The sequence below is a fragment of the Leisingera sp. ANG-M6 genome, assembly GCF_000813905.1.
In the GTDB taxonomy this organism is placed as follows: domain Bacteria; phylum Pseudomonadota; class Alphaproteobacteria; order Rhodobacterales; family Rhodobacteraceae; genus Leisingera.
Window position 1 is genome coordinate 99834 of sequence record NZ_JWLG01000011.1, and the last position, 13550, is coordinate 113383.

Annotated in this window: 13 protein-coding genes; 8 read left to right on the top strand and 5 right to left on the bottom strand. The window is 64.6% G+C overall.

Annotation, left to right across the window (positions count from 1 at the left end; translation table 11 throughout):
- The first annotated feature begins 4 nt into the window (after nt 1-4).
- From RA24_RS08820 to RA24_RS08830, 3 genes are all read left to right on the top strand, one after another.
- Entirely contained in the window at nt 5-1339 is a 1335-nt protein-coding gene (locus RA24_RS08820) for a S41 family peptidase (protein WP_029204693.1), read from the top strand.
- 629 nt (nt 1340-1968) lie between these two features.
- Nucleotides 1969-3033 (top strand): bifunctional transcriptional activator/DNA repair enzyme AdaA, encoded by a 1065-nt coding sequence (locus RA24_RS08825; protein ID WP_039191068.1) that lies wholly within the window; start codon nt 1969-1971, stop codon nt 3031-3033.
- Nucleotides 3030-3773, top strand: coding sequence for an isocitrate lyase/PEP mutase family protein (locus RA24_RS08830; RefSeq protein ID WP_039191070.1), 744 nt, complete (start codon nt 3030-3032; stop codon nt 3771-3773). Before RA24_RS08825 ends, RA24_RS08830 begins: the two co-directional genes overlap by 4 nt.
- An 18-nt stretch (nt 3774-3791) precedes the next feature.
- Here RA24_RS08830 and RA24_RS08835 read toward each other — a convergent pair whose 3' ends face one another.
- The 3 genes from RA24_RS08835 to RA24_RS08845 all read right to left on the bottom strand — a co-directional run bounded on the left by RA24_RS08835 (nt 3792) and on the right by RA24_RS08845 (nt 5732).
- Nucleotides 3792-4169, bottom strand: a complete 378-nt coding sequence (locus RA24_RS08835) for a hypothetical protein (protein WP_019294982.1) — start codon at nt 4167-4169, stop codon at nt 3792-3794.
- Nucleotides 4170-4195: 26 nt separating this feature from the next.
- On the bottom strand, nt 4196-4957 hold the full coding sequence (locus RA24_RS08840; protein WP_019294981.1) for a DUF6478 family protein: 762 nt from the start codon (nt 4955-4957) through the stop codon (nt 4196-4198).
- Nucleotides 4958-5039: 82 nt separating this feature from the next.
- Entirely contained in the window at nt 5040-5732 is a 693-nt protein-coding gene (locus RA24_RS08845; RefSeq protein WP_241480923.1) for a hypothetical protein, read from the bottom strand.
- Between the two features lie 297 nt (nt 5733-6029).
- Between RA24_RS08845 and RA24_RS08850 the strand changes: the two genes are divergently transcribed.
- From RA24_RS08850 to RA24_RS08860, 3 genes are all read left to right on the top strand, one after another.
- Nucleotides 6030-6920 (top strand): CPBP family intramembrane glutamic endopeptidase, encoded by an 891-nt coding sequence (locus RA24_RS08850; protein WP_019294979.1) that lies wholly within the window; start codon nt 6030-6032, stop codon nt 6918-6920.
- A gap of 63 nt (nt 6921-6983) precedes the next feature.
- Entirely contained in the window at nt 6984-7934 is a 951-nt protein-coding gene (gene accD / locus RA24_RS08855; protein WP_019294978.1) for an acetyl-CoA carboxylase, carboxyltransferase subunit beta, read from the top strand.
- A 142-nt stretch (nt 7935-8076) separates the two neighbouring features.
- Nucleotides 8077-9345, top strand: coding sequence for a bifunctional folylpolyglutamate synthase/dihydrofolate synthase (locus tag RA24_RS08860; RefSeq protein ID WP_039191074.1), 1269 nt, complete (start codon nt 8077-8079; stop codon nt 9343-9345).
- A 169-nt stretch (nt 9346-9514) separates the two neighbouring features.
- Here the strand turns inward: RA24_RS08860 and RA24_RS08865 are convergent, their stop codons facing one another.
- Nucleotides 9515-10420 (bottom strand): bestrophin family protein, encoded by a 906-nt coding sequence (locus RA24_RS08865; protein ID WP_039146953.1) that lies wholly within the window; start codon nt 10418-10420, stop codon nt 9515-9517.
- The gene (zapE, locus tag RA24_RS08870; protein ID WP_029204644.1) at nt 10417-11493 is read right to left on the bottom strand and encodes a cell division protein ZapE; all 1077 of its coding nucleotides are present in this window, start codon (nt 11491-11493) and stop codon (nt 10417-10419) included. The genes RA24_RS08865 and zapE overlap by 4 nt, the downstream gene beginning before the upstream one ends.
- Before the next feature lie 150 nt (nt 11494-11643).
- Between zapE and RA24_RS22235 the strand changes: the two genes are divergently transcribed.
- Nucleotides 11644-12210 carry a hypothetical protein gene (locus tag RA24_RS22235; protein ID WP_152612824.1) on the top strand — a complete coding sequence of 189 codons (567 nt, stop codon included), beginning with the start codon at nt 11644-11646 and terminating at the stop codon, nt 12208-12210.
- 90 nt (nt 12211-12300) lie between these two features.
- Nucleotides 12301-13548: an MFS transporter gene (locus RA24_RS08875; protein WP_039191076.1), complete on the top strand. Its 1248-nt coding sequence runs from the start codon at nt 12301-12303 to the stop codon at nt 13546-13548.
- The last annotated feature ends 2 nt before the right edge of the window (nt 13549-13550 follow it).

Here is a 13550-nt window from a genome sequence, read left to right on the forward strand (position 1 = left end):
CTTGATGAAAAAATTTGCGATGGCCGCCGTTGGCGGTACGCTGGCAGGGATCGTAGCGACAACCTATGTGGCAGGCCCCTTGCTGGCGCAGGAAGGCGCGCGCGAGGCTAACGTCTATGAGCAGCTGGACCTGTTCGGCGATATCTTTGAGCGCATCCGGGCGCAGTATGTCGAGGAAGTCGACGAGAAGGAGCTGATCGAGGCGGCGATCGGCGGCATGCTGGCGTCGCTGGATCCGCATTCCAGCTATCTGTCGCCGGATGATGCGGCCAGCATGCGGGTGCAGACCCGCGGCGAGTTCGGCGGCCTCGGGATCGAGGTCACTCAGGAGGAGGGCTTTGTCAAAGTTGTCTCCCCCATTGACGGCACCCCGGCGGATGAAGCCGGGATGGAAGCCGGCGATTTCATCACCCACGTGGACGGCGAAAGCGTTCTGGGCCTGTCGCTGGACGACGCGGTGGAGCTGATGCGCGGACCGGTTGGATCGGAGATCGTGATCACCGTTGTGCGCGAGGGCGAGGCGGAGCCGTTTGACGTGTCGATCATCCGCGACACCATCAAGCTGACTGCGGTACGCGGCCGCACCGAGGGCGACACCGTGGTGATGCGGATCACCACCTTCAACGACCAGACCACGCCGAACCTTGAGGAAAACCTGAAGAAGCAGATCGAGGAAGCCGGCGGCATGGAGAACGTCAACGGCATCGTGCTGGACCTGCGCAACAATCCGGGCGGCCTGCTGACCCAGGCGATCAAGGTGGCCGACAGCTTCCTGGAGTCGGGTGAGATCGTCTCCACCCGCGGCCGCGATCCGGAAGACGGCGAGCGGTTCAACGCCACCCCGGGCGACCTGGCAGAGGGCAAGCCGATTGTGGTGCTGATCAACGGCGGCTCGGCCTCGGCGTCAGAAATCGTTGCAGGTGCGCTGCAGGACCACCGCCGCGCTATCGTGGTGGGCACCAAGTCCTTCGGCAAGGGCTCGGTCCAGACCGTGATGCCGCTGAAGGGCGAGGGTGCGATGCGCCTGACCACCGCGCGCTATTACACGCCGTCGGGCCGGTCGATCCAGGCGCTGGGCGTGTCCCCCGACATCGTGGTGGCTCAGCCGCGCCGGGTGGCTGCGGCTGAGGAGGAGAATGACTCGCCCGCCCGCCGTTCCCGTTCGGAAGCCGACCTGCGCGGCAGCCTGAACAACGACAGCCTGTCCGAGGATGAAATCCGCCAGATCGAGGAAGAACGCGAGAAGGCCGAGAAAGCCGCGGAACTGCGCGAGCAGGATTACCAGCTGGCCTATGCCATCGACATCCTGAAAGGGATGGTGGCGCTGGGGCCGAAGTAAGCCCGCGCAAACACGCATCAGGAAGGGGCCGTCCGGTTGGGCGGCCTTTTTCATTTTTGCTGTGCCGCCGGGTCTGGCGGGGTTTGGGTGCTGTACCGTTGTTGCGCTGTGTCCCAGTTAAGGGGGCGGCGCCGCCGGGGTGGAGGTGGACAGACCCCGCCGGGGGCCTGCTCGGACAGGATATCCTGGACGACCCCCTTTTTTATCAGGGCCGGTCTCCGGGGTGTCGCGCAGGCAGCCTCACAGATGCCTGCGCCTCGTATCATGGCCCATGCGCGGAGCCATGGCGGGGGATCGCGATCTTTTGGGAGTATGGCAGAGGGGAATGAGAATTGCGTGAAGGGGGCGTACGGTGGGTACGCAACACCTTGGCGGAAGTGAGCTTTTCCGCCCGGAACAAGGCGCGCAGCGCCGCCGGGCGAGCGCCTGCCCGCCCGCACGGGCTGGCGCTTTCGAGAGGGTAATGCTCCCTTGAGAACTCGTACGGACGCGGCTGGGATAAACTGCCCCACGCAAGCGTTGCAGCGCCACCCCGCGGGCAGGCGCCCGCCCGGCTGGGTCGCAATGATTTGAAAATCAACGCCCGATATCCGGCGTACTGACGGGGCGGGCTGGTCTATGCTCCGCCCATGATGTTTGACCTGCCTGATTCCCGCACGCTTTACCAAGCGTTGCTAGACCGTGATGCCGCCTATGAAGGGCGCGCCTATGTCGGTGTGACTTCCACCGGCATCTTCTGCCGGCTGACTTGCCCGGCGCGCAAACCGAAGTATGAGAACTGCCGGTTTTTTGCCACGCCGGGCGAGTGCATCGAGGCGGGCTTCCGCGCCTGCAAGCGCTGCAAGCCCTTGGCCGCCGCCGCGGGCGATGATCCGATGGTGCAGGACCTGCTGGCGCGGCTGGAGGCGCGGCCTGCCTATCGCTGGGGCGAGGATGATCTGCTGCGGCTGGGGCTGGATGCCTCCACTGTGCGGCGCGCGTTCAAGCGGCATTTCGGCATGACCTTCCTGGAGATGGCGCGGCAGCGCCGCTTGCGTGAGGGGTTCACAGCGCTGAAAGCCGGCGAGCCGGTGATTGCGGCGCAGATTGATGCCGGTTTTGAAAGCGCCAGTGCCTTCCGCGCGGCATTCGCGAAACTGGTGGGGATTGCACCGGGGGCGTTCCGCAAGGATGCGCTGCTGCTGGCGGATTGGATTGACACGCCCTTGGGCGCGATGATTGCGATCAGCTGCGCCCATCAGCTGCACCTGCTGGAATTTGCCGACCGCAAGGCGCTGCCGCGGGAGGTGGCCAAGCTGCAAAAGGCGCAGCCCGGCGGATTGGGCTTTGGCCGTCCCGCACCGACCGCGCAGATTGCAGAGGAGCTGCGCCACTTCTTTGCCGGTGAGGGCGCGGATTTCCGGACCCCGCTGGCGCTGCACGGCACCGCGTTCGAGCGCGAGGTCTGGCGCTATCTGCTGACCATCCCGGCGGGGGAGACGCGCAGCTATTCGCAGATTGCGCGCGAGCTGGGGCGGGCCTCCGCCACGCGGGCGGTGGCGCGCGCCAACGGCAGCAACCAGTTGGCGCTGGTGGTGCCCTGCCACCGGGTGCTGTCGGCGGATGGATCGCTGACCGGCTATGGCGGCGGCTTGTGGCGCAAGCAGCGGCTTATTGAAATTGAAACAGGCTACAGACAGAGGATTTCAGCATGACTTATTCCGAGCGCGCCAAGGCATTTGCGGCGCTGCACCAGCCGGGTGATCCGGTGGTGCTCTACAACATCTGGGATGCGGGCAGCGCCAAGGCGATTGCCGGGGCGGGCGCCAAGGCCCTGGCGACCGGCAGCTTTCCGGTGGCGGCGGCGCAGGGGTTCCCGGATGGCGAACAGGTGCCGCTGGATTTTGTGCTGGGCAATGCGGAGCGCATCGTCGCCGCTACCGACCTGCCGGTGACGATTGATTTCGAGGGCGGTTATGCGCGGGAACCGGAGCAGTTGACCGCCAATGTGAAACGGCTGGCAGAGACCGGCGCGGTGGGGCTGAACTTTGAAGATCAGGTGGTCGGTGGCGAGGGCTTTTACAGCATCGAGGAGCAGGCGCGGCGGGTGGCTGCGGTGCGGGCGGCCCATGCGGACATCTTTGTGAATGCGCGTACAGATCTGTTTCTGAAGGAAAAGGATGCCGCCAAACACGCCGTCCTGCTCGGCGAAGCGCTGGAGCGCGCGGCGGCTTATGCCGAGGCTGGCGGCAACGGGTTCTTTGTGCCGGGGCTGACCGATCCCGATCTGATTGCGCGGGTCTGCGAGGGCTGTTCGCTGCCAGTCAACACGATGATGCGCGGCATCACGCTGGAGACCGCGCGGCAGGCCGGTGTGGCACGCTGCAGCTATGGTCCGATTCCGCACGCCAAGCTGATGCAGGTGCTGGCGGAGCATTTCCAGGCGCTGGAATAAACCCTTAGGGCCAGGCCCTTACATCGTTTCCAGGCAGTGGCGGCGGAAGGCGCGCTTCAGCATGTCGAGCTCAGCGCGCAGCAATTCGACTTCAGCTCGCAGGTCGTCGGCCACTGCCTCCCCTGCGATCAGGGTGAAATCGCCCAGCCGGGTGCTGTCTGCGGCATCAAAGATCACAAAGGTCTGCACCCCGTCGGCCACAGCCTCTGGCGGCACCGGCACGGCCACCAGCCAGTCGCGCTCTGCCGTGCCTTCCGTCAGGATCACGTTTTCGACCGGTTGATCCTGAAACATCACGGTGATGTCCGGCTTGGCACCGCTGACCGGGGCATTGCCGATCTTGCCTTCCCAGATACCGTTGCGGAAGCGGATTTTGGTCAGTGTCAGGTCGCTCATGTCAAATCCCTCATGGGGCTGGCTCCTCAGATCGCCGCGCGGCGGTGGCGCGAGAACGTCAGGTCGCGCAGGATCACCTGGTTCAGGTCCGGCGCCTCAAAGATCAGGTCGAGCCAGATCTTCTCGATCCGCTTTTCGTTCAGCTTGGAATAGGCCAGGTCGAACTCCACCACGATGTTCTTTTCCTCCTGCGGCAGCTCGCGCACCAGCTGTTCGGTGTTGGGGCCGTGCTGGATGTTGAGCCGGGCGAAGATCTCAATCGGCTTTTCGGATTCGATGATGCTGTCGATGCGCAGAAGGTGCTGGCGGGTGATGCCCTGCACAGCCTCCGGCGGCAGGTCGATCACCAGCGACAGGAAGGAGCCGTCGAATTTGAACACATCCATGCGCAGGCCGAAGGGGGCGAGGTCTTCCTCGCGGGTATTCCGGAGCTGGCGCAGGGTCAGTTCGGAGAAGGCGCAGTCGTGAAACAGCTGCACCTCATCGCCCAGCCGCGCCTTGGGTGGTACCGAGGCGAGGCCGCGTTCGGGCAGGGGGCCGCGCCACATTTCCGGGCGCCAGGACCAGTCGGTGCCATGCGGGCGCGGAAAGAAGGAGGAGCCGATCTGCGGCAGCGCCAGGCGGCCGTCGGCGGTATGGATCAGCCGGTCCAGATGGGTGCGCAACTGGCGGGCCTGGTTGCGCTGGCGGCGCAGTTCCGACAGCGGCGCGCGCGAGGACTCCTCTGCCGCGGCGCGCCAGCGTCGCAGGCTGCGCAGGTGAAGCAACCGGTCCATGATCCTGCCCATCGTGCTCTCTCTTGCCTGTTATTGGGTCTTCTTTGCCCGTGCTGCCCCGCTGCGGGGCTGGCGGCAGTGTAACCGCGCGGGCCTATTGAAATAAACCGGCAATCCGCTGGTGGAGCCTGCGTTTTTTGCGCGGCTCCGTGTTGTCTTTGGTGTTCTGTGCCAGCATCTGCACCGGGCGGGGCTGCGGGCGCAGGCCGGGTGCGGGTACTGCGGCGGCCGGGCGCGGCGCCGCCGCCGCGGTCTCCAGCGACGGCAGGGTGGAGGCCTCCAGCGTGCGGTGAGTCATCTCGTTCAGGAGCGCGGCGCCGTGGCTGCCAAGCGCCTGGCTGCCCTCTGGCGCGTAAAGCGCCAGCGCAACCAGGTGGCGGTCCAGCACGAATGCACCGCGCCAGTGCACCGGGCTGGCGCTGTCAGCGACGGCGCCGGGGAACTCCAGCTTGACCAGCGGCAAGAGCTGATCCTCGCGGGTTTCCAGCACCTTTGCGTCCGGGAACATGGCGGCGATGTCAGCCGCCTGCGGCGCGGTAGCGGCTGCTTTGGCGGGGCCGATGGAGGCGGTGAGCACCGCGGACTTGCGGGCGCCGAACCAGTTCTGGCGGCCCATCCGGCTGCAATGTGCGAGGAGAGCAAAACCGCCGTCCTTGTCCGGCTGGCTGCTGCGCCGGTCAAAGCAATAGGCATCGGGTGCGGCCAGCAGCACATCACCGCCGCCAAAAGACATCACCTGAACCCCGGCCTGCGGCGCCTGGCTGGCGGTGCGGGAGGCAAAGGGCATGCCTTGGGGGGACGGGCTGCATCCCGCCAGAGCGAGGGCTGCGAGCACAATCGCCGCCGCCGCACCGCACCGCATGGGCGCCTTTCCGCCGGGCGCGGCAAAAGGCACGGATTTCCCGTTGCTTGTTCTGGTCACTGCTGGTCCTGCCGGTCTTGTTTTTTGCAGGAATCATTACGGAGCAGGGGGCGGGGCGGCAAGCCTGAACCGCCACCAGGCGTGCCTGCCTTGCCTTGGCGTTGCAGCAATGCATAACGTGGGCCGGATTGCCGCCGGCTCCTGATGCGGCGCGGAGGACCTATGCACGACTGGCACAGCTACAGAGCGCATGAGGCGATGGTGCGCTTTGCCCGGCAACAGCCGGCGCTGTGGCGCCTGATGCTGGGGCTGGTGCTGGTGGCCTCGGTCAGCTTTGCCCTGACGGCGGCGCTGCAGGTGATCCTGGCCGGGCTGTTTCCGGGCGATTGGCTGCAGGGGCTGGCGGATGGCAGCACGCCGGGCGCGATGCTGGTGCTGCTGGGCAGCTTTGCCTTTCTGTCGCTGGGCGTGGCGATGGCGGCGCGGCTGTTCCACCAGCGCGGCTTTGCCACCGTGACCGGCCATCTGCGTCCGCTGGTGCATCAGTTCGGACGGGTCAGCCTGTACCTGCTGGGCCTCAGCCTGCTGCTGATGGCCTTGCCGCCCTATGACATGGGGCCGCCGATGACCCAGAACCTGCCGTTCTGGACCTGGCTGGGCATTCTGCCGCTTTCTATCGTTGCAGTGCTGGTGCAGACCGGATCGGAGGAAATCCTGTTCCGCGGCTATATCCAGCAGGCGCTGGCAGCGCGGTTCCGTCATCCTGCGGTCTGGCTGCTGGTGCCCTCGGCGCTGTTTGCGCTGGGCCACTACCTGCCGGCAGAGGCCGGGGGCAATGCGCTGGTGATCACCGTCTGGGCCGGGCTATTTGGGGTGCTGATGGCGGACCTGACGGCACGGGCCGGCACGTTGGGACCCGCGATGGCGGTGCATTTCTTCAACAACGTCACGGCGCTGCTGCTGTTCGGCTCGCCCACCAGCCTGAACGGGCTGGCGCTCTATCTGATCCCCTTTGATCTGGCGGACGTGCAGGCGCTGCGGCCATGGATGGCGGTGGATTTCCTTCTGATGGGTGTCAGCTGGCTCTGCGCAAGGCTTGCCATACGCCGCTGATTGCAATTGCGGCAAATGCGCCTTATCTGGGGGACAAACCGCGCCCCCGGAGAGGCAAGCAATATGAACTGGATCACCAACTACGTCCGGCCCAAGATCAACTCGATCTTTTCGCGCCGCGAAGTGCCCGAGAACCTTTGGCAGAAATGCGATGAATGCGGCACCATGCTGTTTCACCGCGAGCTGAGCGACAATCAGAACGTCTGCACCAGCTGCGGCCATCACATGAACATCACCCCGCGCGACCGTTTCACCGCGCTGTTCGACGGCGGTGTGTTCACCGAGGTCGCGGTGCCGGAGCCACTGGCCGATCCCTTGAAGTTCAAGGATCAGAAAAAATACCCCGAGCGGATCAAGGCGGCACAGAAGAAGACCGGCGAGAAAGACGCGATGCTGGTGGCCGCCGGTGAGATTGGCCGCACGCCGATCATCGCTGCCGCGCAGGACTTCTCCTATATGGGCGGCTCGATGGGCATGTATGTGGGCAACGCGATCATCGCCGCCGCTGAGGAAGCCGTGAAGCTGGGCCGCCCGCTGGTGCTGTTCTCGGCGGCTGGCGGCGCGCGGATGCAGGAAGGCATCCTGTCGCTGATGCAGATGCCGCGCACCACTGTTGCGGTGGAGATGCTGAAAGAAGCGGGGCTGCCCTATATCGTGGTGCTGACCCATCCGACCACCGGCGGGGTGACGGCGTCCTATGCGATGCTGGGCGATGTGCATATCGCCGAGCCGAACGCGCTCATTTGCTTTGCCGGCCCGCGGGTGATCGAGCAGACCATCCGCGAGAAGCTGCCCGATGGCTTCCAGCGCGCCGAGTACCTGCTGGATCACGGCATGCTGGACCGGGTGACCCCGCGCACCGAAATGCGCGAAGAGCTGATCACCATTATCCGCATGCTGATGGGCCTGCCGCCGCAGGTGGCGGGCGATCTGCCCGCGCCGGAAGCGGAAGAGGCGCCCAAGGCCGCAAACGCGCCGGCGGATGGCGCAGTCAGCGAAGAAGCTGCCGAGTAACTTCGATTAAATACCTATGCCTGGCCGAAGGCCGGGCAGCGCCCGTCCCGCCCCCCACGGGGCGGGCGCTTCGCTTCCACCCCGCCGGGACGGGCGCTGCCCTTTGCGTTTGAGGCAAGCCGGCTGAACAGGACCCAGGCTGATGACCCAGACCTCCGACGCGATCCTCGCCCGCATGATGGCGCTGCACCCCAAGATCATCGACCTGACGCTGGACCGGGTCTGGCGGCTGCTGGCCGCACTGGACAACCCGCAGGAAAACCTGCCGCCGGTGATCCACCTGGCGGGCACCAACGGCAAGGGCTCCACCCAGGCGATGATCCGGGCAGGGCTTGAGGGCATGGGCAAGAGCGTGCACGCCTATACCTCGCCGCATCTGGCGCGCTTCCATGAGCGGATCCGGCTGGCGGGCGAGCTGATCTCGGAGCAGCATCTGACCGAAGTGCTGGACGAGTGCTATGCCAGGAACGGCGGCGAGAACATCACCTATTTCGAGATCACCACGGTGGCGGGGCTCTTGGCGTTTTCGCGCACGCCTGCGGATTATACCCTGCTGGAGGTTGGCCTGGGCGGACGCCTGGACGCCACCAACGTGATCACGCCGGAGGTTTCGGTAATCACCCCGATCTCGATCGACCACGAGCAGTTTCTGGGCAACACGCTGGCCAAGATCGCAGGCGAAAAGGCGGGCATCATCAAGCGCGGCGTGCCGGTTGTGGTCGGCCCGCAGCCCGAGGAGGCAATGGAAGTGATCGAGGCCACTGCCGCCCGCCTGGGCGCGCCGCTGATTGCCTATGGCCAGCACTGGCACGTCTGGGAGGAGCGCGGCCGGCTGGTGTTCCAGGACGAAAACGGCCTCTTGGATCTGCCGCTGCCGGCGCTCTTGGGCGCGCATCAGATCCAGAACGCCGGTGCCGCACTGGCAGCGCTGCGCCATCTGGGCGCCGATGAGGCCGCCTGCGAGGCCGCTATGGCGAACGCCGAATGGCCCGCGCGGATGCAGAAACTGAAAACAGGTCCGCTGATCGAGGCCGCACCGGAGGCAGAGCTATGGCTGGACGGCGGCCACAACGCCGCGGCGGGCATTGCGCTGGCGGATGTGCTGGCAAAACTGCCGGCGCGCCCGACGCATCTGGTCTGCGGCATGCTGAACACCAAGGACGTGAGCGGCTACATGGCCCCGCTGGCGCCGCATGTGGCAAGCCTGACCGCGATTTCGATTCCCGATGAGATCAACACGCTGAGCGCCGAAGAAACCGAGGCCGCGGCTAAATCCGTGGGCATCGAGGCTGGCACGGCGGAGAGCACCCTGGCGGCGCTGCAGGCGATCACCGCCAAGGATCCGCAGGCGCGGGTGCTGATCTGCGGGTCGCTTTACCTGGCGGGCCATATCCTGCGCGAAAACGGCTGAATTACCCCGGGGCGGGGGAGCTCTCCCGCCCGGTTTCGATCTGAAGATCTCATCCCCTTGGGCACGGCGCCGCTGGCGCGGCGCGGCCTGCTGCTTCTTTCTGGTTTGAAGTACCCCGGGGGTGAGGCCAAAGGCCGAGGGGGCAGCGCCCCCTTCTTCCCTCCGCCCCCTAGTCCAGAACGTAGTCCACGGGTTCCAGCCTTGGCGGCGCCTCGCGGCCCAGAGCGTTGCAGACCGAAATTTCCATCACCCGGCACATGGCGCTGAGCGGTACTGAGTTGGCCTGCTTGCGGAACGGGTGTTCCAGCTCATGGGTGACCTCGGCCAGGCCGAAGAACACATAGGCCACAACCGCGGCGACCAGCGGCTCGAACCAGCCGGCGCTGTCCAGGAGGGCGAAGGGCAGCAGCAGGCAGTAGAGATAGGTGGTGCGCCAGACCAGCAGCGAATAGACGAAGGGCAGGGGCGTTGTCAGCAGCCGCTCGTTCCCGGCCTGGGCGGTGGGGAATGCTGCCAGGCGTTCGGCCAGGGCGCGCTGGCCGAAGCCGTCGATGCGGCCGTCCTCTGCCATCTCGCGCAGGCGGGCGGCGATGTCGCGCAGGGCGGCGTTGGGGCTGTTTTCCGCCTGCATCAGCTGCTCAGCTGCCTCCGGCCCGACCCAATGCTCCACCGTCTCCCGTACCTCATCGCCGCGCAGCTGGGCGCGGTGCAGATGGTGAAAGGCGAGGATGCGGGTCAGGATGAAGTCCTCGTCGGGGCCTTTGCCCGCGAAGATCCGCAGCTCCTGCGCCAGGCTGCGCACGTCTGAGACCATGCGGCCCCAGATCCGCCGCGCCTCCCACCAGCGGTCATAGGCGGCGTTGTTGCGGAAGCTGAGGAACAGCGAAAGCGACAGGCCGAAGACACCCATCGCGGCGATGGAAATCTGCGGCATCGCAATGACATAGCGGTCCAGCACCAGCACCAGGAGCGCCCAGAGCGCGGCGCCGATGATGTTGGGCAGGATGCGCGGCACCACCGATCCGTTCAGGATCAGGAAGATTTCCCGCCGCCGGGGCGTATCGCGGACGATCATGGGGTTTCGCTGCCCCAGTCCTTGTCCTGCATCTCGCGCAGGCGCGAGGCGGTGCGTTCGAATTCAAAGGTGCCCTCGCCCTCGACATAGAGCATTTCGGGCTGCGCCGCCGCGGAGCAGATCAGCCGCACCTTGGCCTCGTACAATGCGTCGATCAGGGTCACAAACCGTTTGGCCTCGTTGAAGTTGTTGCGGGAAAGGCGGGGAATGTCCTCCAGCAGCAGCACCTTCACCTTGTCGGCAATGACCAGATAGTCGCCCGGCCCCAGCATCTTGCCGCAGAGGTCATAGAAGCTGGCGCGCGCCACGCCGTTGCGGAAGGCGGGCAGGGTGACCTCGCGGCCGGTCACCTCCAGCGTCAGCGGCTGTGCCGCGCCGCCGCCGGTGAGATCCTGCCAGATCTCCCGCATCCGGGCGCGGGATTCGGCATTTGACGGTGTGAAATAGACCGGCGCGCCAGTCAGCCGGTGCTGGCGGTAGTCGGTCTTGCTGACCATCTCATGCACCGCCATGTGCTCCTTGATCAGGTCGATGAAGGGCAGGAACAGCTGCCGGTTCAGCCCGTCCTTGTAGAGGTCATCCGGCACCCGGTTGGAGGTGGTGATCACGGTGACTCCGGCGGCAAACAGCGCCTCGAACAAGCGTCCTACGATCATTGCATCGGTAATGTCAGTGATCTGCATCTCGTCAAAGGCCAGAAGGCGCACGGACTCCGCCACCTCTGCCGCTGCCGGAGCCAGCGCGTCCTCGACACCGTCCTGGCGGGCCTGATGCATCCTGGCGTGGATTTCCTGCATGAAGGCATGGAAATGCACCCGCCGTGAGGGGATACCGCCGAGGCTGTCGACAAACAGATCCATCAGCATCGACTTGCCGCGCCCGACCCCGCCCCAGAGATAAAGCCCCTGGACCGGTTCATATTCCGCCTTGCGGAAGAAGCCGCGTTTCACCGGCGGCGCCATTAGCCCTTCGGCGATGCGGTCGAAATGAGGAAGGACGGCTTCCTGTGCCGGGTCGGGCTTCAATTCGCCCGCGTCGATTTTCTGCCGGTAAAGCGCGCTCAAATGGGTCATGGGAAAGGGATAGCGCGGGGCGCGGGGGATGGGAAGCGGGGAGCAACTGGTCTCACATTTCTTATGGCAGAGTTCAGATTGAACGTTTACGCTCGGCTATGCTGCTTAGGGGTTCTTACATCCCCGCAAGACAGGCGTCGTGCACCCGGATTGCCAGAACAGATTATTCAGGAGAAAGGCCTTTTGCTGCGATACTCAAAAGCTAAAGCATATCGTTTGTTTTTTGTTTTTGTCATGTTCAGTCTGACTGCTCTCCTGCTGTTGAAACCTGTTAAAGGCCATGCAGCATCATTTTTTGAAAGTGTGACAGACACGATAGATGACACTTATCTTTTTGAGGGGCACTGGCCGCAAGAAGCCAGGGATGAAACGCTTTACCCGATTGTAACAATTCACAAAGTGATTAATCGGGACGGCAGAACGTACGTATGTGCTGCATACATTTCTGCACACAGTAAGGCGCATTTGTTCTTTAAACGATCTAAGGTCTACGCTGGGAAAAGAAACTTGAAAGCGGCCCTTTGGCGCCTGAAGACGCCTGCCATAGGTCGCTCATATACTGGGACCACAGAGATTCAGGCAATAACAGAATGGTTTTCAGGAAGAACAATCAACTGTGCCCGGGCGCGTGCCCGATGGCGACCGGAGTTTTCCAGCAAACCTTCACGGTTTTCAGTTCCTGAAACGGTTTGGATCAAAGAGCAAAAACGCTGGTGATCAAAATTTCTTAACCTGAGCCGCAAAAATCCTGATTTGACCGCCTGGCAAATTTCCCTGAGAGTTTCGCAGCTTATCAGGAGAGAGCCCATGGACCGTTCCGCGCCGCTGTTTACCCCCGTTCTGATCGTCGGCTGCATCATCATCATGGTGAGCTTTGCGGTGCGCGCCTCCTTCGGCGTCTTTCAGATCCCGATTGCGGATGAATTCGGCTGGCTGCGGTCGGAATTCTCCTTGGCGATTGCCATCCAGAACCTGGCCTGGGGCATCGGGCAGCCGATTTTCGGCGCCATCGCCGAAAAGATCGGCGACCGCAAGGCGATCATCATGGGCGCCATCGTCTATGCCGCCGGTCTGGTGCTGAGCGCGGCGTCGACCACACCGTTTGAGATGCAGGCTTATGAATGGCTGGTGGGCTTTGGCATTGCCGGCACCGGGTTCGGCGTGGTGCTGGCGGTTGTGGGGCGGGCCAGTTCCGACGAGAACCGGTCGATGTCGCTGGCGATTGTCACCGCAGCCGGCTCTGCCGGGCAGATTTTCGGCGCGCCGACGGCGGAGTGGCTGCTGGGCTTCCTGCCCTGGCAGACGATTTTCCTGCTGTTTGCGGGCGTGGTGCTGGCGCTGATTGCGCTGCTGCCCTTGATGCGCGCGCCGGAGGCCGCCAGCAAGGCGGAGCTGGAGGAGAGCATGGGCGCGATCCTGAAAAAGGCGTTCAAGGACCCCTCCTACACGCTGATCTTCCTGGGCTTTTTCAGCTGCGGCTATCAGCTGGCCTTTGTCACCGCGCATTTCCCGGCCTTTGTCACCGAGATGTGCGGGCCGATCCTGCCGGGCGGGGCGCTGCATTCAATCGGCATCACCACCACCTCGGCACTGGGCGCGGCAGCGATTTCGCTGATCGGGGCGGCCAATGTGGGCGGCACGCTGCTGGCGGGGTATCTGGGCAAGCGCTATTCCAAGAAATACCTGCTGGCGGCGATTTACACCGGGCGGACGATTGCGGCGGCGGCGTTTATCATGTTCCCGATCACGCCGCTGAGCGTCATCATCTTCTCGGTCGCGATGGGGTCGTTGTGGCTGGCGACGGTGCCGCTGACCTCGGGTCTGGTCGCGCATATCTATGGTTTGCGCTACATGGGCACGCTTTACGGCATCGTGTTCTTCAGCCACCAGCTGGGCAGCTTCCTGGGCGTGTGGCTGGGCGGTCGGATGTATGACGCCTATGGCGATTACACCTTTGTCTGGTGGATCGGCGTGGCGGTCGGTGCGTTCAGCGCGATTGTGCATTTGCCGGTCAAGGAACGCCCGCTGAATGCGGTAGTCCCCGCGGCGGCGTAACA

What these genes read in the sequence shown, in the direction of transcription:
- RA24_RS08850 (WP_019294979.1), top strand. Translation starts at nt 6,030, where the DNA reads ATGCACGACTGGCACAGCTACAGAGCGCATGAGGCGATGGTGCGCTTT.
- RA24_RS08875 (WP_039191076.1), top strand. Translation starts at nt 12,301, where the DNA reads ATGGACCGTTCCGCGCCGCTGTTTACCCCCGTTCTGATCGTCGGCTGC.
- zapE (WP_029204644.1), bottom strand. Translation starts at nt 11,493, where the DNA reads ATGACCCATTTGAGCGCGCTTTACCGGCAGAAAATCGACGCGGGCGAA.
- RA24_RS08865 (WP_039146953.1), bottom strand. Translation starts at nt 10,420, where the DNA reads ATGATCGTCCGCGATACGCCCCGGCGGCGGGAAATCTTCCTGATCCTG.
- accD (WP_019294978.1), top strand. Translation starts at nt 6,984, where the DNA reads ATGAACTGGATCACCAACTACGTCCGGCCCAAGATCAACTCGATCTTT.
- RA24_RS08840 (WP_019294981.1), bottom strand. Translation starts at nt 4,957, where the DNA reads ATGGGCAGGATCATGGACCGGTTGCTTCACCTGCGCAGCCTGCGACGC.
- RA24_RS08860 (WP_039191074.1), top strand. Translation starts at nt 8,077, where the DNA reads ATGACCCAGACCTCCGACGCGATCCTCGCCCGCATGATGGCGCTGCAC.
- RA24_RS08820 (WP_029204693.1), top strand. Translation starts at nt 5, where the DNA reads ATGAAAAAATTTGCGATGGCCGCCGTTGGCGGTACGCTGGCAGGGATC.
- RA24_RS08845 (WP_241480923.1), bottom strand. Translation starts at nt 5,732, where the DNA reads ATGCCCTTTGCCTCCCGCACCGCCAGCCAGGCGCCGCAGGCCGGGGTT.
- RA24_RS08830 (WP_039191070.1), top strand. Translation starts at nt 3,030, where the DNA reads ATGACTTATTCCGAGCGCGCCAAGGCATTTGCGGCGCTGCACCAGCCG.
- RA24_RS08825 (WP_039191068.1), top strand. Translation starts at nt 1,969, where the DNA reads ATGATGTTTGACCTGCCTGATTCCCGCACGCTTTACCAAGCGTTGCTA.
- RA24_RS08835 (WP_019294982.1), bottom strand. Translation starts at nt 4,169, where the DNA reads ATGAGCGACCTGACACTGACCAAAATCCGCTTCCGCAACGGTATCTGG.